The sequence below is a fragment of the Roseateles sp. GW821-FHT09G03 genome, from assembly GCF_059416045.1.
Window position 1 is genome coordinate 300876 of the sequence record NZ_JBWKOK010000007.1, and the last position, 20413, is coordinate 321288.

General features: G+C 62.7%; 18 protein-coding genes and 1 pseudogene. 14 read left to right on the plus strand and 5 right to left on the minus strand.

Going from position 1 to position 20413, the window contains the following annotated elements:
- Positions 1-79 precede the first annotated feature (79 nt).
- Entirely contained in the window at positions 80-1111 is a 1032-nt protein-coding gene (locus tag AC07OZ_RS24325; protein ID WP_495469648.1) for a zinc-binding dehydrogenase, read from the plus strand.
- A gap of 31 nt (positions 1112-1142) precedes the next feature.
- Here AC07OZ_RS24325 and AC07OZ_RS24330 read toward each other — a convergent pair whose 3' ends face one another.
- On the minus strand, positions 1143-2333 hold the full coding sequence (locus tag AC07OZ_RS24330) for a citrate/2-methylcitrate synthase (RefSeq protein ID WP_495469649.1): 1191 nt from the start codon (positions 2331-2333) through the stop codon (positions 1143-1145).
- A 224-nt stretch (positions 2334-2557) separates the two neighbouring features.
- On the opposite strand from AC07OZ_RS24330, the gene AC07OZ_RS24335 reads away from it, so the two are divergent.
- The 7 genes from AC07OZ_RS24335 (at position 2558) to AC07OZ_RS24365 (ending at position 10519) form a co-directional block, all read left to right on the plus strand.
- On the plus strand, positions 2558-3931 hold the full coding sequence (locus AC07OZ_RS24335; RefSeq protein WP_495469650.1) for an acyclic terpene utilization AtuA family protein: 1374 nt from the start codon (positions 2558-2560) through the stop codon (positions 3929-3931).
- Complete coding sequence (locus AC07OZ_RS24340) at positions 3928-4236, plus strand: DUF4387 domain-containing protein (protein WP_495469651.1); 309 nt, start codon at positions 3928-3930, stop codon at positions 4234-4236. The genes AC07OZ_RS24335 and AC07OZ_RS24340 overlap by 4 nt, the downstream gene beginning before the upstream one ends.
- Positions 4233-5753 (plus strand): MFS transporter, encoded by a 1521-nt coding sequence (locus tag AC07OZ_RS24345; RefSeq protein ID WP_495469652.1) that lies wholly within the window; start codon positions 4233-4235, stop codon positions 5751-5753. The genes AC07OZ_RS24340 and AC07OZ_RS24345 overlap by 4 nt, the downstream gene beginning before the upstream one ends.
- A gap of 1 nt (position 5754) precedes the next feature.
- A complete protein-coding gene (locus AC07OZ_RS24350) occupies positions 5755-6537 on the plus strand; it encodes a MipA/OmpV family protein (protein WP_495469653.1) in 783 nt (260 codons plus the stop codon).
- 136 nt (positions 6538-6673) lie between these two features.
- Positions 6674-8440 (plus strand): DUF1302 domain-containing protein, encoded by a 1767-nt coding sequence (locus AC07OZ_RS24355; protein ID WP_495469654.1) that lies wholly within the window; start codon positions 6674-6676, stop codon positions 8438-8440.
- A gap of 71 nt (positions 8441-8511) precedes the next feature.
- Entirely contained in the window at positions 8512-9714 is a 1203-nt protein-coding gene (locus tag AC07OZ_RS24360; RefSeq protein WP_495469655.1) for an MFS transporter, read from the plus strand.
- 217 nt (positions 9715-9931) lie between these two features.
- Entirely contained in the window at positions 9932-10519 is a 588-nt protein-coding gene (locus AC07OZ_RS24365) for a peptidoglycan DD-metalloendopeptidase family protein (protein WP_495469656.1), read from the plus strand.
- 275 nt (positions 10520-10794) lie between these two features.
- On the opposite strand, the gene AC07OZ_RS24370 is transcribed toward AC07OZ_RS24365, so the two are convergent.
- Entirely contained in the window at positions 10795-10965 is a 171-nt protein-coding gene (locus AC07OZ_RS24370; RefSeq protein ID WP_495469657.1) for a hypothetical protein, read from the minus strand.
- A gap of 271 nt (positions 10966-11236) precedes the next feature.
- Between AC07OZ_RS24370 and AC07OZ_RS24375 the strand changes: the two genes are divergently transcribed.
- Positions 11237-11824 (plus strand): DUF4142 domain-containing protein, encoded by a 588-nt coding sequence (locus AC07OZ_RS24375; protein ID WP_495469658.1) that lies wholly within the window; start codon positions 11237-11239, stop codon positions 11822-11824.
- Positions 11825-11939: 115 nt separating this feature from the next.
- On the opposite strand, the gene AC07OZ_RS24380 is transcribed toward AC07OZ_RS24375, so the two are convergent.
- A complete protein-coding gene (locus tag AC07OZ_RS24380; protein WP_495469659.1) occupies positions 11940-12344 on the minus strand; it encodes a response regulator in 405 nt (134 codons plus the stop codon).
- Between the two features lie 587 nt (positions 12345-12931).
- Here AC07OZ_RS24380 and ku point away from each other — a divergent pair.
- The 5 genes and pseudogenes from ku to ligD all read left to right on the plus strand — a co-directional run bounded on the left by ku (position 12932) and on the right by ligD (position 18346).
- Entirely contained in the window at positions 12932-13873 is a 942-nt protein-coding gene (gene ku / locus AC07OZ_RS24385; protein ID WP_495469660.1) for a non-homologous end joining protein Ku, read from the plus strand.
- Between the two features lie 2 nt (positions 13874-13875).
- The gene (locus tag AC07OZ_RS24390) at positions 13876-14691 is read left to right on the plus strand and encodes a tetratricopeptide repeat protein (RefSeq protein WP_495469670.1); all 816 of its coding nucleotides are present in this window, start codon (positions 13876-13878) and stop codon (positions 14689-14691) included.
- 45 nt (positions 14692-14736) lie between these two features.
- A complete protein-coding gene (locus AC07OZ_RS24395) occupies positions 14737-14937 on the plus strand; it encodes a DUF3606 domain-containing protein (protein WP_495469661.1) in 201 nt (66 codons plus the stop codon).
- A 4-nt stretch (positions 14938-14941) separates the two neighbouring features.
- Positions 14942-15688, plus strand: a pseudogene (gene xth, locus AC07OZ_RS24400) (exodeoxyribonuclease III); the annotation flags it as partial.
- Between the two features lie 69 nt (positions 15689-15757).
- Positions 15758-18346 (plus strand): DNA ligase D, encoded by a 2589-nt coding sequence (ligD, locus tag AC07OZ_RS24405; RefSeq protein ID WP_495469671.1) that lies wholly within the window; start codon positions 15758-15760, stop codon positions 18344-18346.
- A gap of 656 nt (positions 18347-19002) precedes the next feature.
- Here ligD and AC07OZ_RS24410 read toward each other — a convergent pair.
- The gene (locus AC07OZ_RS24410) at positions 19003-19191 is read right to left on the minus strand and encodes a hypothetical protein (RefSeq protein ID WP_495469662.1); all 189 of its coding nucleotides are present in this window, start codon (positions 19189-19191) and stop codon (positions 19003-19005) included.
- 354 nt (positions 19192-19545) lie between these two features.
- The gene (locus AC07OZ_RS24415) at positions 19546-20199 is read right to left on the minus strand and encodes a glycosyltransferase family 2 protein (protein WP_495469663.1); all 654 of its coding nucleotides are present in this window, start codon (positions 20197-20199) and stop codon (positions 19546-19548) included.
- Between the last annotated feature and the right edge of the window lie 214 nt (positions 20200-20413).

A 20413-nucleotide genomic window follows, 5' to 3' on the forward strand; every position in this document is an offset into this window, starting at 1 on the left:
TCGACGCGCAGTCGCTTCCCGAAGTTCCTCATCGACGTTCCGACCGATCGCGCGGTCGCAGTTCCTGGAGAAAACGGACATGAAAGAATCTAAGACCTATCGCGCGATGCAGGTCAGCCAGCCTGGCCGGCTGGAGCTCGTGGAACGTCTTACTCCCGTCCCCGGCCCTGGGGAAGTCTTGCTTCGCGTGGAAGCCTGCGGTTTATGCGGCGCCGACGTGGGCGACATCGAGCAGGTCCGTCCCGGCGAGCAACAGCCCCGCATCCCAGGACACGAAGTCGTCGGGCGGATCGTGGGCATGGGCGTCGACGTCCCGGAGCCCTGGCAGATGGGGCAACGGGTCGGCGTGGGTCGACTCGGCGGTCACTGCAACGCTTGCAGGCAATGTCGTCGTGGGCAGTTCCAGCTCTGCGAACGGCAGGTCTTCGTGGGCGCCAGCAGCGACGGCGGATACGCGGAAATGATGGTGGCACGGGCCACCGGCCTCGTTTCCATCCCTGAGGAGCTGGGGTCTGAAGAGGCTGCGCCCCTCCTGTGCGCTGGCATCGCCACCTTCAACGCGCTCAAAAAGTCAGGCGCGCAGGCTGGCGATACGGTGGTGATCCTCGGCATCGGCGGCCTGGGCCACATGGCGCTGCAGTACGCGCGCCGCATGGGCTTTCGCGTGGTTGCGGTCGGCCGCGGCCTCGACATCGGGCAAGAAGCGCTATCGCTAGGCGCGCATCACTACCTGGACGTCGACGCCGATGACGCAATCAATGAACTTCACAAGCTGGGCGGCGTGCAAGCGATCGTTGCCACGATCGCAAACGCCCGCATGGTGGCGTCGTTGATGGGCACCCTCCTTCCTCAGGGCCGTCTGGTTGTCCTCGGCGCAGGCAAGGATCCTCTGCCAGTCTCTTTAGGCCAACTGGTTGTCGGAGAGAGAAGTCTGGTGGGCTCGATCACCGGCACGCCATACGAGACGGAGAAGGCCTTGGACTTCAGCGTCTTGGTTGGCGCTCGTCCCATGATCGAGGTGATGCCGCTCGAACAAGCTCAGCAGGCTTACGACCGATTGAAGTCGGGCAATGCCAAATTCAGGATTGTGCTGACGATGACAACGGACTGACGAGTCCCGATCCAGAGGCAGCGAGCCGCACTCAGGGCAGCAAGCCGACGTAGGTCGCGCTGGGGCGCACCAAGGAGTGGCGGAGGTATTGCTCGATAGCGTGAGCGATCCAGCCCACGGTCCGCCCGATCGCCGAGATCGCGAGTTCATCGCCTATCAGACCTAGCCTCCGTCCCACGAAAAGCGCGGGGAGGATGAACTCCATCTCAAGCCCACGAGCCTCCTGCGCCGTGCGTCGCGCTTCCAAGAGCCGGTCAAGCATGTCGTCGCCAGCGCCGACCACGCCGAGCACTTGAAGCAAGGCGGCGGTTCGAGGATCGCCGCGCTCCGCATTTCCGGAAAAGCCCGGCAGAGATTGCCCATGTCGCAGCCGGCGAGCGACCGCGGCGCTTGCGCTCTTTTCGGTCAGGATCTCGGTGAGGAATTGCGCACATGAGCCGTACCGTTCAGCCTGGAAGCGCTGCCCTTGCGATGCGATGAGGCCGACGATGACGGCTTGATAGGGCGTGACGCCGACATTCGCCACGGCCCGCACGGCCAAGGTGATCGGGTCGAACTCGTGGTCGGCCGAGAGCATCAGCAAGGTCCGGATCACCTCCGCGTAACCGGGCGGCGCCTTGAGCACACGTGCCAGGAACTCATGGATCGGCCCTCGTGCGAGTTCGGGCGAGTTCACCGCAAGCGTGGCGGTCCAGCGCAGCACATCCGCGCCGGTGCGCGCGATTCCAACGGCCGAGAGGTCGTACGAGCGCGGATCGGCCCGCTCCAGGAGCGGAAAGAGCCCGATCAGCCGCTCGGCCGCCCCCACCTCGGCGAACTTGTCGCGCAGCGCTGGCCAGGTGCCGTCGACGTCCAGCAGAGGCTGCGAGAACAAAGCGTCCTCGTCGATCTGCCAAAGCAAAGCGGCGAGCGATTCGATGGTGGCCTGTCGCGACAGCGCGATGGCGTCCTGTCCTCGGTAGTACAGGCCGCCTTGAGTGATCAGCGTGATTGAAGACTCGGAAAAAATCTGCGGCGCCGCGGGTTCCGTGCGTACCAGGGTCGGAGCGATGCCGCACAGCTTCTCGACATCCGCTCGCCAGTACTTGCGGCTGCGCGATCCGGCCACGCGCTCGGAGCGCACCTGCTTGCGGCTCACGTAGGCGTACAGAGTGGGCATCGTCACACCAAGCGCGCCGGCAGCCTCCTCCGCGGTCATGTAGAGCTTCTCAGTTTCGCTCATGGGTCGCCACGTTGATTGTTTTCACGCATGTTAAGCGAGGACTTCCCTTTCAGCGAACGCCCACTGGCGAGCGAATGACGCCCGCCCAGATTGATGCCAGAAATCAAGATTGACTACTCCCAGGCAGCGTCCTCAAAATCCGTTCCGCTAGTACACATTGATCATCTTTAGTCAATGTAAACAAAGATCCGGACGAAGACGGGTCACCAAACTGAGGAAGACAGATGGCGCAGATCAGGATGATGGCCGGCAACGGTTGTCTGGGCACGGGATTCAAGGTGGAGTCGCTGAGACGCGGTGTCGAACTCAGGCCGCACTTCATCGCATGCGACGCAGGATCAACGGACTCCGGTCCTTCGGCGTTGGGCTCAGGCAAACCGAAGCTGTCGCGGGAAGCCTGCAAGCGGGACCTTCGCCTGCTGATGAACGCGCGTGACGCGCTGGACGTGCCGCTGATCATCGGGTCCTGCGGCACAAGCGGGCGGGACGTCGGTGTCGACTGGATGGTTGAGATTGCGCAAGAGATCGCACGGGAAGAAAAGCTCAAGTTCCGCTTGGCGACCATCAAGTCCGACCAGGACGCGAAGTATCTGAAGCTACGTCAGGCGCAAGGTCGTATCCGTGCGCTGAGCCCCGCGCCGTCGCTCCCTGCGGATGTCTGGGACGCAAGTCATGTTGTGGGGATGATGGGGGTGGAGCCCATTCAGGAAGCGCTGCGTGAGGGCGCGGACATTGTGCTCGCCGGGCGAGCCAGCGACTCGGCCCTCTTCGCCGCCTGGCCGACGATGCACGGAGCGGACGAGGGGCTCGTGTGGCACGCGGCCAAGACGCTGGAATGCGGCGCGGCCTGCGCCGTAGTGCCTGCGGCCGACGGCATGTTCGCCACGCTGGAGGACAAGTACTTCGACATCGAGCCCTTGGACCTTCAAGCGCGCTGCACGCCGCGCGGCATCGCCGCACATACCCTCTACGAGAACGCCAATCCGTATGTGCTAACCGAGCCTTCGGGGGCAATCAACACGCAGTTCGCGACCTACGCGGCCATCGACGACCGCTCGGTGCGCGTCGCAGGCTCGCGCTTCGACAAAGCGACGGAATACACGGTCAAGCTCGAGGGCGCGTACCTGGCGGGGTACCAGACGGTCATCGTCGGTGGCATCCGGGATCCGCTCATCGTGCGGGCACTGGACCAACTGCTGCCGCGAGCACGCGCATATTTCGACGAGCGCATCAAGGATCTCTTCGGCGACAGCGTGCCAGCCGGCTCCTACGACATCAACTACCGCTTGTATGGCCGCGACACGGTGCTGGGCGTCGCGGAGCCCCGCCGCGGCGAGCTGCCCTGGGAAGTGGGCGTGCTGATCACCGTCACGGCGCCCAGCCAAGTCCTGGCCACCAAGATCGCCTCGATGGTCGCGCACGTGAGTTCGCACCTGCCCATCCCTCAGTACGAAGGAATCGTCAGCACCATTGCCTATCCCTTCTCCCCGCCGGAGATGGAGCGTGGGCCGAGCTATCGGTTCAGCCTCAACCATGTGGCGGTGCCTGATTCACCGCTGGAGATGTTCCGCACAGAACTGATGGAGGTGGCGGCATGACGACCCTTTTGGACTTGTGCTCGCTCGTGCGTTCGAAGAATGCCGGTCCGTTCTCGCTGACCTTCGACGCGATGTTCAGGACTTCTGCGGACTTCGCTCGCGCCAAAGCCGCCGACGTGTTCAAGCCGGAGATGCTCGCGAAGATCTACGGGGTGCGCGAAGAGGACATCGTGATCGTCTATCACGAGAGCGCATTGGCGCTGAAGATCTCGATGCCGCGCCCCGTCTTCCAATGCGAGCCGGGCGACAGCGACTGCTACGGCGGACAGCAGTACGTGCCGCTGCTGAGCATCCAGATCCCATGAGCGGCGCCGCGCTCGGCCGCGCGAGCGCCGACGCGATCTCGGCCAGACTGGACCGCCTTCCGCGCACACCACTCCTGTGGAACTGGGTGGCGCGTCTGTCGCTCGGCGGCTTCTTCGAAGTCTACGACCTGGCCTTCACGGCGCTCATGAGCCCGTTGCTGGTCAAGGCCGGCGTCTTCAGGAATGGAACGGGCGGACTCTTCGGATTGCCCGACCAAGCCACCTTCGCCTTCGTGACGATGCTGGGGCTCTACGTCGGCGCGCTCGGGTACTCGGCAGTCGGGGATCGCATCAGTCGCAAGCGCGCCTTCATGGGCTCGATGGCGGCGTATGCAGTCGCCACCGTCATGATGGGTCTGCAGGAGTCCAGTCTCGGTGTGTGCCTCTGGCGCGGGCTGGCCGGCATCGCTCTCGGCGTCGAGCTCGTCGTGCTCGATTGCTTCCTTGCCGAGGTCACGCCGAAGGCCGGGCGTGGACGCGTGTTCGCGATGAGCAAGTCCCTGCAGATGCTGGCGATCCCCATCGGTGGCGCACTCGCGCATTTCTTCGGTCCCCACCAATGGCTTGGAATGGACGGCTGGCGCTGGTTGGCCATGTCACCGGGCGTGGGCGCGGTCGCGGTAATGCTGATGCGTCGAGGCCTGCCCGAATCGCCTCGGTGGCTGGCGGCCCAGGGTCACACGAAGGCTGCGGAAAAGATCGTTGAACAGCTCGAGCAAGATGCGCTCGCGCGAGGGCATGTGCTCATGCCGCCACACGCCCGCGATGAACCCGCTGACGGCGCAGCCAGATCCGGCGACAACGCAATATCGGCCGACGCCCCATCGACGAACAGACCAGGTGGCTATGGCGCCTTGCTACGGCGGCCGCATCGCGCCCGGTTCCTGTACCTCCTAATCGCGGCACCGGCTTCGTCGATCGCCTTCTACGGATTCGCTCACTGGGCCCCCACGCTCCTTGAGCACGAAGGAGCAACGCTGACCAAGTCGCTGCTTTACGCAGCGGCGATCAGTCTGGCATACCCGCTCGGCCCACTGCTGTCGGCCCTCTTCGCCGACCGCGTCGAGCGTAAGTGGCAGATCTCGCTCACTGGCCCCCTTGTTGCCTTGATCGCAATCGCGTTCTCCACGCAGACGACGCCGGCGGCCTGGATCGTGCTGGGCTTCTTCCTCACCTTGTTTGCAGAGATCAACTCGACCGCTACGCACACCTATCGCAGCGAGCTCTTCCCCACCGAGATGCGAGCGCGGGCTGTCGCCTTCATCTACTCGTTCGATCGCCTCGCGACGGCGCTGAGCAGCTACCTCATCGCCTCGGTGCTGGTGAGCGACGGCTCCAAGGGCGTATTCCTGGTGCTGGCCGCGTCCATGACCGTCTGCACAGTCGTCACGGTGCTGTTCGGCCCCAAGACGCTGGGGCGCGCTTATGAGGAGATCGAAGACGCCCCTCTCACACGGTCACTGTCCGCAGGCAGCCGGCCTTCCGTCCATTCCAGTTCTTCTCGTCCAAGTCATTGACATGCGTTCCCCCATCAAGAGCCCCGTTCACTCCGCCACGTTCGCCGCCTCGTTGGTCGCCATGCTCGCCGCAAACCATCAGGCGCTGGCGCAATCCCAGCCCTCTGATCCTGCCGGCCGATGGGGTGTTGCAGGATCCGCGACGGTAGAACAGTCGCCCTATCGCGGCGCAGGCAGCCGCACATCGATCGCCCCTCTGCCTTTGTACGAAGGATCGACAGTGCAGCTGCGCGGCAACTCCCTGTCTTTACGCCTGGCGGGACAGAAGGACTTCTCGATTTCCGTTCGACTTGGCGTTGACTTGCGCGATCCGCTGAAGCCCAGCGACTCCCAGTACCTCGCCGGCGTCGAAACGCGCAAAGGAGCTGTCTGGGCAGGCTTGGGTGCTAGCTATGAGGCCTCTTGGGGGCGCCTGGAAAGCGAGTGGTTGAGTGACTCGCGCACGCACGGTCAGCGTTTGCGCCTGGCCGTGTCGACGCCGTTCGACCTGACGCGCCGACTTCAGCTCACGCCTTGGATCGCAGCGAATTGGTACAGCGACAAGTACGTCGACTACTACTACGGCGTTCGTGCGCAGGAAGCGCGAGCCGACCGGCCAGAGTACCTCGGACGGGCATCGACCGGCGTCGAAATCGGGCTCCGGACTCGCTACGCCTTCAGCGCCAACGACCAGATCCTCGTTGGCATCAGCGCGCTTCATGACGGATCCGGGATCAGCGACAGCCCGCTGGTGGAACGGTCTTCCCGCGCCAAGTTCAACCTCACCTACATGCACTGGTTCTGATTCCGGCGGGTTCTTCTCGCCAGTCAATCGTCGTCCACATCCCAATTGAGGAGCACTGCCCCACGCACCAAAACACCTCGGATTTCGTAGAAAGCAAAAGAAGCAGAGAAAAAGATCGAATAGACAGGAGACAACGATGAACCATCAACTCAAAAGCATCGCGCTGGCCATTGGTGTGCTTGCAGCCACGCAAGGCGTTCACGCGCAGGATCAGGCTACCCAGGAACTCACGCGGCCGGGAGAGCTGGCACAACCACCCCAAGGTCCCGGACGCGAACGAGACGGTAAGGACTGGACCCTCAGCTGGACCAACATCGCTACGATCGGCACGGGCATTCGGACGAGCAAGCAGCGCTCAACACTGACACCTGGCGGGTCCAGCAACAGCGATGATTCGGATTTGAACTACGCAAGTGGCGATGCGTTCAGCCGCGTCGCCAAGTTCAATACCGAGTTCAAGGCGAAACATCGATCCGGCTGGGGCGTAGGTCTGGAAGCCTACGCTTGGTACGACGACGCTCAACTGCATAGCGATGTCCTGCACGGCAACAACGCAAACGGCTATGTGCCCAACACGCCGCTGTCCGACAAGGGCTTCGAACCGGGAGCGCGCTTCAAAGGCGCACAGATTCTGAACGCCTACGTCTCCGATTCGACGGAGATCGCCGGCGGAAAAGCCGAGCTCCGCTTGGGCAAGATGTCGTTGGAGCGCGAGCGTGGCTTCAGCTTCAACGGCGGACTACGTGATCTGGAGACGCGCAACTCTGCCGCGGCCGCGCGCCCCGGTTCCCTGTCAAATGAAGGCGTGGTTCCAGTCTGGGCAGCCACTGCGCGCTGGAATGTGACACAGGAGCTGCGAGTGGACGCGTTCTGGCAGCTCAAACCAGAAAACGCCGTCCAGGCCGGATGCGGCACCTTCACCTCGACCAACGACTACTCTGCGCCGGGTTGCGACCGGGTTTTCTACAGCAACGTGCTGAGCGAACAGCAAAATGTTGCAAGGCGAATCTTCACGCCCCGAAGTGCAGATATCGATGCCAAGGATCGCCCTGACCAGTTCGGCCTGGGCGCAAGCTACCTCGTCCGCGACATCGGCACGCGCTTCGGCGTTTTCGCCGCAAAGTATCACTCTCGCAACTCCTTTACGGACGTCCTCAAGGGCAGCGGGCTCGGCCCGACTGCAGGGTCGACCTACGTGATGGAGCGCCCCGAGGACAAGAAGCTGCTGGCATTCACAACTGCCACGCGAGTGCCTTCGATGAACCTTGCCTGGCTCAATGAGTTCACCATCACCTATGACCAGCCGCTCCAGCTCAACACGACAGACATCCTGAATGCATTCCTGGCGGGTCAGGGGCCGCTGGGCGCGGACGCACGGTCAACCCCGAACGGCACGCTCTTTCATGGCTATGACCGCTTTAAGGTCATGCAGCTGCAGTCCGGCATGCTCAAGGAGTTTCCGGGCCTGTGGGGCAGCAAGAAGGCTCAGGTGGGCTTCGAGGCGTCAGTCAAGTACGTGATGGATCTGCCGGACGTGAGCGTTCGCCGCTACATGCGTCCGGAAAGCGCAGGCGTGTGTCCGACGCCGGCGGCATGCGCGACGAACGATGGCTACGTCACCTCGACCGCATGGGCTTATCGCCTTCACGTGGGGATGGAGTACGAGGATGTCGGCGGTAGCGGCATCAAGCTCCGCCCCGCGTTGATCTTCGGGCAGGACGTAAAGGGCTGGTCTTATGACTACGCCTTCATCGAAGGGCGAAAGTCCGTGCGTCTGTCGCTCGATGCGGACTTCGGTCGCAACGTCTACGCGAACCTCACCTACGCGATCAGCCGCGGTGGCCAGTTCAACATCCGCAAGGACATGGACTTCGCGACGGCCAGCTTGGGCTACAAGTTCTGATGCCGTCGAGCTCGACAGAGAAGCCTAGGGTGATGATGGGTCACGCGGAACCGGAACCACGCTTCCGGAAAATGCCGGCGCTCCTGATCGCCCTGGCGGTCTTCTCCCAGGAAGCCGCCTGGAACTTCTATGACGCGCAGGTTCCCGCCGCGCTGCGCGCCTACACGACTAGCGCAATGCTGATCGGTGTACTCATGGGCATGGACAACCTGATGGGTTTGTTCCTGCAGCCATGGGTCGCGCACCTCTCCGACCGGACCAACACGCGTTGGGGACGGAGAGTGCCCTACCTCCTGGTGGGAGCACCCATCGCGGCACTGTTCTTCGCGCTGATTCCGTGGGCTGGTTCCTTCCCAACACTTGTCGCCTGCATGGTGTCGTTCGCGCTGGTGGCGAACTGCTTCAAGGCGGTGACGGAGTCGTTGATCCCGGACTTCCAGCCACCCCGCCATCGAGGGAAGGCCACCGCGATCGCGAAGATGGCCACGGCCATCACCGTCGCGGTCAGCGCCAGCCTGAGCTATCTGCTCGTGGACTCGCGTGTCCAACTGGCGTTTGCGGTACCCGCCGTGATTCTCGTCGTCGGCATCTATGTGGCCTGCTTCGGACTCGACGAACGCGGCGCCTACGCTCGAACCGCAGCGGCGGAGCCGGCGATAGAGGGAACCGTCGATCGCGAGCCTGCCTCATTCAGGGCATTGATCGGCGACATATTGCGGGATCCGGATCGCAGTCGAGTGGCCTTGATCGTCGGCGTCTTCGCTGTGGCGGGCACGTGGTCGGCAATGCGATCTCAGATGACGCCCTATGCGATGGAGGTGCTCGGGCTTACGCGGGGCCAGGCGGGCTCGGTATCGTTCCCAGGTGGCATCGCCTTCATGCTCGTAGCGTTCCCCCTCGCATTGATCTCGGACAGAGGCAACCGACTATTGATCTGCCGCCTGGGCGTCGCCGTGTTCGTGCTCGGCAGCCTCGTCGCGTACTTCGAAAAGACCTATCTAGGCACGGCCGTCGGCGTCGCAGTATCAGCAGTGGGCTATGCAGCCTTTGCGGTTAACGGGATCGTGATCATGTGGAACCTCGCACCATCGGCGCGTGTGCTCGGCGCGTACACCGGCATCTACGGGATCGCGGCGGCCCTGGGATCCACAGCGATGCCCGCCATTCTCGGCGCTTTGGTCGACATGACGTCCTGGTCATTTGTGATGCTTCACGCCGCAGGTCTCGGTGCCATGGCGTTCGTCCTCATGTTGCGAGTCAAACGCGAGTCCTAAAAACATGGCGCCTGTTGCGATGCTTCGAACTCCCGATTAGGGAAGAGCTTGCTCGGATTCGCGCACTCTCAATGCTGCTGGCAAACCGCTTCAAAAGATCCGGCGCTTCAACCTCTAGTAGCCTGCGGCGGGGGCTATCCGTCGCCACTGTAGAAGGACTATTCGGAAGCAGGTCGGTCTGACTTGCATTTTGCGCACCGCCCACTCGCGAACCACGATGCTCAGAACCTATCTGTACCTTTCGTTTCTCACACTGATGGCCGGGTGCACTACGCCGGGGACCTCAACGCATGTCTTGGCTCATCCCATCTTCAAGCAGCGCTACTTCTGCGCAGAACATGCCGCAGGAGAGTTGCGAGGGCGTGGCGACGCTCTAGGGACCGACTGCGTCATTTATCAGCTCGAATCCGTTGATGGCCGGACGTGGGCACGCACGCACACAGCGAACGGCGACCGGAATGAAGACTGGTACGGTTGGGACAAGGAGGTCATGTCCCCGTGTGATTGCCAGGTGGTCAAGCTCAGAATCAACCGGGAGACCAATGAACCGGGCCGTCTAGGAAAACCACCGGCGTCGAGCATCGAGCTCGCGCGCGACGATGGGGTGCATTTCATTTTGGGTCACATCCAGGCGCCTCAGGTCGCTGAGGGTCAACGGGTACTTGCAGGGCAGACGATCGCGCGGGTCGGAAACAATGGGTACTCGCGGCACCCGCACATTCATCTGGGCGCCTGGAAGGGGATGACCGCCCTTCAGATCAGGTTTGATCTGGAAGCCCTCGGCGCTCTTAGGCAGGGCGAATAGGGGTTGACGCCAGGTCCTTCATCGAGAGTTCGATCGAGCAGGAGGGTACAACGAGCGGCGCTGGACGCGCTTGGTCCGCGCGCACGCCCATCGTCAATTCGTAAAGCAAGTCAAGCTGCGATGGCGCAAGTTGGTTTGCGCAAGCTTGACCAGGGCCACTGGGGCTATCAATCCGATGTGGATGCTGTCGCGCAGGCATCCGCTTCGTCGTGGCGAAAGCTCCATCTCAGCTAGCCCGCCGGTGGAGAACTCGGCCGGTCTGCCGGCCAGGTGCGCTACCGTTGTTCCATGCGATCAGCCAGCCTAGCCAGAATCCACGAACGGTAGGGCGCGGGCATCTCGATGTTTCTGGCCAGGTCGACCTTGAATTGATCCAGCATCTTTTCTGTCGTCAAAGCCGCGTACTTGGGCTTGAGCGCCTTCTCGCGAAGGAAGCCCGCGGCCAAGTCCACCAACTCTGGCGGATTAGGGGCGCGATTTTCTTCTAAAGATCCCTCCAGGGAAGAATTCCAGCGCCATGGAGTTCCCTTCTTCGATATTCCAGATGCCGGACCGACCGTGAAGCGCGTCAGTCATCTGGTACCTGAGGGTCTATCTGCTCGCAGGGCGTTTCTCGCAATTTCGGCATGCCCAAAGGACTTGGCAGTGGCACGCGCATCAGCCCGCGCAGGTCTCCCGTTTGCTCAGTCTTGGCATCACTAATCTTAGGAGTGTCTCGTGGCCCTGAACCGTTACTCTTTCCGCCCCGCCATGTCCGCCATCACTGCAGTGTCCGTCGCAATTGGCGGGCTTCTGGCCGGCGGCCTCGCGTCAGCACAGACCACGGCGCCAACCGCAGCGTCCGCGCCGCGCGCCGCACATGCCGACAGCAGCTTCTTGAAGGATGCCGCTGAGGCCGGTCACGCTGAAATCGACGCGGGTAACCTCGCCCTGCAAAAGGGCAACGCTGCGGACGTCAAATCGTTCGCGCAGAAGATGGTCGACGATCACAAAAAGGCACACGTCGAGCTCGAGGCTCTGGCCGGCTCCAAGGGCGTGAAGTTGCCGGCAGAGGCCACTATGGTCGCCAAGGGCAAGGCCAAGATCTTGGAAAAGCGTGATGGCACGGGTTTCGACCATGCCTACGCCGAGAACCAGGTGTCGGCGCACAAGGACGCGGTCAAGCTGTTCGAGAAGGCGGCCAAGGGCGCCAAGGATGCGGACGTCAAAGCCTGGGCCGCCAAGACGCTGCCGACCTTGCAGCATCACCTTCAAGAGGCGCAAGCCTTGGAGGCCAGCACCAAGGCCGCCGACAAAAAGAAGTGATCGAGATGAGCTGAGCTACGAGCGCCGCCGCGTTCCTCACTGGTAGTGGCGGTGTTCGAGCGAAATGCTATTTCGAAGCGCAGAGCCGCGGGAGCGGCTCACCTCAAGGCAACATTCACGTTCTTGCGATGAGGTCGATCAGCCCGCGCTCCAGCTGCTTGAAGTCGAACGGCTTGAGCCAGTAGGCAGTGGCGCCAGCACGCAACGATGCTTCAACGTCCTCCCGCTCGTTGCTCGCCGACAGTACGACGACTGGAATATCTGCGAATAGCGGGACGGCGCGGAATCTTCTCAATACCTCCAAGCCGTCCAAGTCCGGCAGGTGCATGTCCAGCAATACAGCATCCGGGGGCTCCAGCTGGCAGGTCGCGAGCCCCGTCGCGCCAGTCATGGCGACTTCTAGCCTCAGGCTCGGATACTGCGCAGCCCAGTGCTGCATGAGCAACCCATTGATCGGATCGTCTTCGATGTAGACGATCCTTCCCGAGAGATCTGCGATTCGCAAAGCGGTGGCGTGCATCCATCCTCCTCGACCACATGTCCCGCCCAAGGATTTGAGAGTAGCCATGAAGCGCGCAAGCAAGACCCATGTCGCGCCATCCGATGAGAAAAGCTAGGCAATCTTCAAACCTTTAGCGCCGCAAGTTAGTGAGCACCAAGTCTTACGACAAGCCGCGATCTTCAGATCACTTCCCGGCACGTCGACGGCAGCTACGACGCATGGCGTGCGCGTCATCCGCTGCGCAGGTCTGCAGACGTAGCCCGAAGAAGAAAGCCCCGGCAGCTTGCGTTGCCGGGTCTCAAGAGTCGACCGATGGTGGTCTGCCAACGGTCTCCCTGCTCATGAGAGGAGAACAGAGGGGCCAGCGAGAGCTAGGACTCAGCGCTGACAAGTGCGATTCTGAGAATCGCCAACTTTCTGAGGAAGAGGCTGTCGCCGCAAGCGTGCGTCCGCGAAGTCACCACGCGTGTCCGCGCGGCGCCGACATCTCGAAGCCGGTTCCCCTACATCCCGCCAATGCGGCGCCGTCCTACAGAGGGACGAGCTGTCAGGCCAATGCGATCTATGGCGCGACGAAGTAACTTCGCCCAAAGCTTGGAGCCATCATGGTCACTTCTGCCCGTTCGATCGCATCGCTGACGTTGAGTTTCGGTCTGGTCAACGTCCCGGTCCGGCTGTTCTCTGCTACCGAGTCAGGCTCGGAAATCCGCTTCAACCTGCTCGACAAGGACGGGTCGCGGCTCAAGCAGCAGTACGTCAACGAACGCACCAAGAAGGTCGTCGATCGCAAAGACATGATGAAGGGCTACGAGGTGGAGAAGGACCACTTTGTGTTGTTCACCGCCGATGAGTTGAAGGCCCTTGAGGAGGGCAGCAGTCACGTCATCGAAATCGTGAGCTTCGTCCCGCTGACATCCATCGATCCGCTGTTCTATGACAAGAGCTACCTGCTCGCACCGGACAAACGGGGGGCGAAGCCATATGCGCTGCTGGCCGAAGCGATGCGGCGCTCCGACCGCTGTGCGCTGGCGAAATGGGCATTCAAGGCCAAGCAGTACATCGTCCAGGTGCGTGCAAATGAGGACGGGCTCATTCTGCAGCAGCTGCGCTACGCCGAGGAAGTGCGGTCGCTCGCGGACCTCAACATTGAGCAGGCCCCTGTATCCAACTCTGAGCTGCAGCTTGCGCTCAAGCTCGTGGACACGATCGCCGAGGACGACTTCAACCCGGAGGAGTTCCAAGACGAGGAGAAAGCGCGCGTGCTCGCTGCGATCGACGAGAAGGTCGCCGGCAAGCAGATCGTAGCGTCTAGCCACTCCGAGGACGAGGTCGTCGCCGGTGGCCAGGTGATCGATCTGATGGAAGCGTTGAGGTCGAGTCTCGCTAAGAAGCCTGCCGCGAAGGCAGCGAAGCCCTCGGCCAGCGTGACCAAGCTCAAGCCGGCAAGCGCAGCCACGCCCACGCCGACTCGCAAGCCTGCCAAGCGCGCGGTCGTCGAGCCTGAACCCGCCGCTGCGCCAGCTCCGAGAAGTCGGGCTCGCAAGTGACCATGGCGCCGGAGGAGGCCTTCTACAGCTCGCGCCAGGTAGAGAAGCTGGTCGGGCTTACGAAGGCGTTCGTCCAAAGCCTGGCTGATGCAGGCATCGTCGTTCCTCAAGACGGTGGAAGATTCACCCTGCAAGACCTCGTGGTGCTCCGAACGGCGAAGGGCCTTCGAGATGCTCGTGTGCCGCATCGCAAGATCATCCAGGCACTGAAGAACGTAAGAGCGGGCCTGCCGGGGCCTGCGCACCTGGCCAGCGTTCGCGTGCGGGCAAATGGAAAAAGCGTAGAAGCTGCTGATGAAGCCGGCAAACGCGATGCGGTATCCGGCCAATTGTTGTTGCCGCTTGATGGTAGCGAGATCCGGGACGAGCAGGCGCCGGCTTCGACCCCTCCCGTTGCGCGCGATGCGCGGTACTGGTTCCAGCAAGCCGTGCGGCTGGAGGCCACTGACACCACCGCGGCGGAACGTGCCTACCGGCGAGCGATTGCCCTGGATCCGTGCCACGGCGTCGCCTACGTGAACCTGGGCGCCATGCTGTGCGAGGCCAAGCGCTGCCTGGAAGCGGTGGCGTTGTATGACGATGCGATCTCCCATTGTGGCGACACGCCGCTGGTGCACTTCAACCGCGGCGCGGCGTTAGAGGACTCTGGACGTCCGGCCCTCGCCGTCGATGCCTATCGACGCGCGCTGGAGCTTGACTCGCAACTGGCTGACGCCCACTACAACCTCGGCGTCCTCATGGAGCGTCTGGGCGACACCCAGTCTTCTCTTCGCCACTTCAGCGCCTACCGTCGCCTGCATCGAGAAGAAAGTGTCTAGGCGAAGCGCTTGCCAAAGCCGTTCACCACCCAAAAGGAGTTCCACATGTCTGATGACAAGAGCAAGTCCGGCGGCCAGGACCGCACCCGTATCAACGTCAACGAGGATTACGAGCTGCGTGACTGGTCCAAGAAGTTCGGTGTAACTCCCGAAGAGCTGAAGCGCGCGGTGAACGCGGTCGGTACCAGCGCTGCAGATGTCGAGGCTCATCTGAAGCGCGGTCAGGCCGGCGACAAGACGCGGTGATGCCGTGCTGGTCGCGACCTGGAACGTCAACAACGTTCTCAAGCGGCTCGACCAGCTCCTGGCTTGGTTGGATCACCGCAAGCCGGAAGTCGTGGCCCTTCAGGAACTGAAAGGGACGACGGACAGCTTCCCCGTCGAGGCTCTACGCGCGGCGGGATACGAGGCGCTTGTCGTCGGACAGCGCACCTGGAACGGCGTGGCGCTGCTGGCTCGCGGACAACACCCGCTTTCGGTCGCCACCCAGCTGCCCGGGGATCCCAAGGACAGGGAAGCCCGCTACCTTGAAGCGGCGATCAACGGCGTGTTGTTCGCTTGCTTGTATCTGCCAAATGGCAACCCCCAGCCGGGCCCGAAGTTTCAATACAAGCTGCGGTGGATGGAGCGACTCCGCCAGCGTGCTGAAGCCCTGTGGGCCACGGGACAGCCGGTGGTGATGCTGGGTGACTGGAACGTTGTGCCCACGGACCATGACATCTACAAGCCCGACACCTGGCGAGACAACGCCCTGCTGCAACCGCAAGCTCGTGACGCGTTCGCCGCCATCCTCGATCAGGGGTGGGTCGACGCGCTGAAGAGGGTTCATCCGGACCACAAGCTGTTCACGTTCTGGGACTATCGCCGCCAGCGGTGGGCGCGCAACGCAGGGCTACGCATTGATCACATCCTGGTCGGTGGCGCACTGAAGGTCGTCGACGCTGGCGTGGATCGCGACGAGCGTGGCCATGAGGGCCCCAGCGACCATGCACCGGTGTGGGCCGAACTCGCGCCAGCGAAATCTGGGAAGACGGCGAAGGCGGGGGGGACGAAGGCCAAGACCGCCTTGGTGGGCAAAAAGCCGAACGCTGCGCCACCGGTCGCGGTGGTTGCGCCACTGGCACGCTACAACCAGAAGCGGGACTTCAAGAAGACGTCGGAACCTCCTGGCGCGCTGCCGGTGTCGGCCACCCCCATCTCACGGAGCAAGGCGCAGCCGCTGGGCTTCGTCATCCAGAAGCATTGGGCGAGCCGCCTTCACTACGACTTCCGACTGGAGCTTGACGGTGTGATGCTGTCGTGGGCTGTGCCCAAGGGCCCATCCTTCGACCCTGCGCGCAAACAGATGGCCATCCACGTCGAGGACCATCCGGTCAGCTACAACGAATTCGAGGGCGACATTCCGAAGGGCGAGTACGGCGGCGGAACGGTCATCGTCTGGGATCGGGGCTCCTGGGAACCGATCGGGGACCCACGCGAAGGCATGAAGGTGGGCAAGCTGCTCTTCAAACTCCATGGGCAGAAGCTCGCTGGTCTCTGGGAGCTCGTGCGCATCTCCAAGCCAGGCGAGAAGAAGCAGGACCAATGGATCCTGTTCAAGAAGCGTGGTGACGCCTGGGTCAGAGCTGCGGCGGACTACGACGTCATCACAGCGCTACCGGATAGTGTCGTGGCCAAGCCGCTAGGTCTGCTGGAAGAACGCGAGCCGCGGGAGGTTGCGCCACTTCCGGCCACGCGGTCTGCGGACGAAGACATGCGGGCAGCGAAGCAGGCCCCGCTGCCGTTAAAACTGGCGCCGCAGTTGGCCACCTTGGCCTCCTCGGTGCCAGACGGCGACTGGATCGTCGAGTCCAAGTTCGACGGCTACCGACTCCTCGCTCGCGTCGAAGCCGGCGAGGTGCGGCTGTTCACGCGCAACGGAAACGACTGGACTGCCAAGTTCAAACCGCTTGCGGCGGCTATTGCGGATATCGGTGTGGACAGTGCTTGGCTGGATGGCGAAATCGTCGTCATGGGCGATGCAGGAGTGCCGGACTTCAACGCGCTGCAGAACGCTATCGACAACGCGCGGAATGAGGACATCGAGATTTTCCTGTTCGACGTGCCGTTCCTGGGCGGGATGGACCTGCGCGATGTGCCGTTGGCCACGCGCAGGCACCTGCTCCGGGAGCTTCTTCAAGATCGCTCATCCGACATGATTCGCTTCAGCGAATCCTTCGAAGCGCAGCCGCATCAGATGCTCAACGCGGCGTGCCGGATGGGGCTGGAGGGCGTCATGGTGAAGCGCGCCGACTCGCCGTACGCATCGGCCCGCACAGAGACCTGGTTGAAGCTCAAGTGCCAGCAGCGGCAGGAGTTCGTCGTCATCGGCTTCACCGATCGCGCCGGATCCACGGCGGAAGTGGGGAGTCTGCTTCTCGGCTACTACGACGAGGGGCAGCTGCGAAGCGCAGGGTCGGTCGGCACGGGTTGGAGCGCGTCCACCGGCAAGGAGCTCCACGCGATGCTCAAGAAGCTGGAGTCATCCACGCCGACGCTGGATCGCGCCGAGATCAAACCGGGTCGCTGGTCGAAGCGCTCACCGGGAGCCGAGCGATGGGTCAAACCGAAAGCCGTTGTAGAGGTGGCGTTCTCCGAATGGACGCCCGACGGGCAGATTCGTCATGCCTCATTCCGCGGCGTGCGAACCGACAAGCCGGCCAGTGCGATCGTACGAGAGCGTCCGAAGGAACTCGCTGGCAGCTCCAACGCAACTGCTGCGCGCAGCAAAAAAAGGATTGCCCCGGCCATCAAGGTCACCAATCCGGAGCGGGTAATCGATCCTTCAACCGATTTCAAGAAGGTCGACCTGGTACGGTATTACGAATCGGTGGCCGACTGGATCCTGCCTCACCTCAAAGGTCGGCCGATCTCGTTGGTTCGAGCGCCCCAGGGCATCACGGGCCAGCTGTTCTTCCAGAAGCACCCGGAGACCAAGATGCCGGGTCTCACCGAGCTTGCCGTCGAGCTGTGGCCAGGCCACGCCGCGCTCATGAGCGTGGATACACCGGAGGCATTGCTTAGCGCGGCCCAGATGAACACCGTTGAGTTCCACACCTGGAACTCTGTGGCGAAGAACATCGACCATCCGGATCGCGTCATCTTCGACCTCGACCCTGGCGAAGGCGTGAACTGGGCGATGCTTCAGGAGGCCGCGGTGTTGATGCGCACGCTGCTTGGCGAACTGCAGTTGGAGAGCTGGCTCAAGACCAGCGGCGGCAAGGGTCTTCACGTTGTTGTGCCACTGACGCCCAAGCTCCCGTATGACAAGGTAAAGCGCTTCTCCCAGATCGCCGTGCAGCACATGGCCAAGACAATCCCCTCGCGGTTCGTGGCGAAGTCAGGCGGCGGTAACCGCGTCGGACGCATCTTCATCGACTACCTGCGGAATGGACACGGTCAAACCACCGCCGCAGCGTTTTCTGCCCGCGCTCGTCCCGGCATGGGCGTATCGATGCCTGTGGCGTGGGAGCAGCTCAAGGATCTGAAAGGCGGCGCCCAGTGGACCATCGCCACCGCACGCGAGTACCTGTCATTCCAGCGAACCGATCCCTGGGCAGCCTATTGGAAGAAGCGTCAAACCTTGAGCAAGGCGATGAAGGCGCTCTCGCCATGAGCGCTCGGGAAACTGTCGGTGCCGGGTATCTGGTGACGCCAGATGGCCGCTACTTCGTCGTCCGTGGAAGGCTGTGGCGCGCGGCAAATCCCGCACTTCGCGAGGATCAACGGAGCATGCTGGTCAGCGCCTTGATGTCGGCGCGCAGCAGGCTTCGAACGAGCGCCGCAGGCTCAGATGCGCGCGCGTCTGCCCGGACGGCGATCCACTCCGCAAAGGTTCATCTCGGTGAACGCGGACCCGTGTGGTGGACGGACGGCGCACCCGACTACGACAGGCGCATGGTGAAAAGTACACCTTATGCCAACTGGTACGAAGGCCTTCCCATCGAAGCTCGGCGATAGTCCCCGTCGGCTGCACTGCTCCGGCGGTAGTGACTACTCCCGACTGCGGAACGAGTCCTGTGCTGATCGGCGGCACATGGTTGCGTGGATTCCCCCCAAAGGCAAGCACCGGCGGCTTGCGCCGCCGGCGTTGCACGCGACTGACCAACGTCCAGTTGAACGCTTTGCTCCCCATGCCGCCGTGGTGGCGGGGTGGTAAAGCGGCAGTGGTAGAGCGGTCAGGCGGTGGCAATCGCCGTACCTGAATGAGTGGTCGACAGGACGGAGACGAGCCGGTGTCGCGCCCGAAGTGAATGTGCGGTATCGAAGCAGTCAGATGAAGCGAGCTGCCGCAGCCTCTCCTACACCTAGCTTCGCGGCGGCCTTCTTCGGCTCACCCCGTGAGGCACCACCCCGCTTGCTCCAGTCACGCTGTTCAAACGCCTCCCGCCGCGCGTCGTCGCGCCGCCTCTCAACAGGCGTTGCCCACTCCAATCGATCCTTGCCCTGATTGCCGTACATATCCACTCCTCACGATTGCTGGACAGTGCAAGGCAAAAGCGCCTCCTTAACTCCCTCGGACCGGAAGCTGCTACTCATGTTGTAGATGGCACCAGCACGAAACTTGCCAATGTTTAGACGCGGAGTTCCAGTCCAGCCTCGATCGATGCCTCGGTCTCGAACGAGTGACGCAAACAAAGGGGGTATCCATGAAGGTCGAGAAAGACGTGCGAGCGTTGCGGCGGGAAAAGCGTAGGCCGTTGAGCCAGCAGGTGTCGCCTCAGGAGCGTCATGTTGAGAGAGCGGCCGCGTTCTCCGAACGTGATCGCGAGCTCGCTGAGCGCACGCGACGAAGTGCTTGGACCTGAGCGTCGATCAGGCGGATCGCAGGCGGCCCATGTGCGCGGAGAATCCATCCGGTGCCCGGCCGTCCTGCCGAGCACTCGTCACCACGCGTACGGTGTTCGTCCAGGCGATACGCATGCCTAGCGCGCAGAGACGGTCTACGAAGGCCACGTCCTCGCGCGTGCACAGGTTGGGGAAGCCGCCAGCCTGCTGGTAGGCGAACGCACTCACGCCGAGGTTGGCACCATGGATGTGCCGGTGATTCTCAGAGTCCGTGTAGCCATCCTCGTAGACGGCGCGTTCTTCGCGTGTGAACCCTGTCCAATCGTCCACCACGACCACACCGCATACGGCCTCGCTACGCAGCGCGAGTTGTCGTGCGAACCAGCATGGCGACACCACTGAATCTGCATCTGTGAACGCGAGCCAGCGTGCGCCTTGCTCGATCAGGGACTGGGCTCCAGCAGCGCGTGCGAACCCGACATTGCGTGCGTCGACGGTGAGACATCTGACGCCGAAGGCGCGGGCGGCTTCACCGGTCTGATCACTGCACGCGTCCAGCATCACCAGGATGCGGACTTCTTCACCGTTTAAGTCCGGATGCTCGGCAGCGACCAGCAATGCCTGCAAGGCTCGAGCGATGAGGTATTCCTCATCGTGGGCGGGAACTATTGCTCCGATCACGGCCGTAGGCTCCCCGCTTCCAGCGGGCAGGTGGTTCTCCGGACTACGCGTCTCGACGAGTCTTTCGTTCTCCTCGTAGGTTCAATGCCGCCCGCCTGCTGCATCCTAGAGCTTTCGGCGGAGCTGTCTGAACTGATTGAGGTTCTATGGTTCCTTTCAAGCTCCAAGGGACGAGAGCATCGCTGGATTGAATCGTTGCCCACTGTTCCAGAGG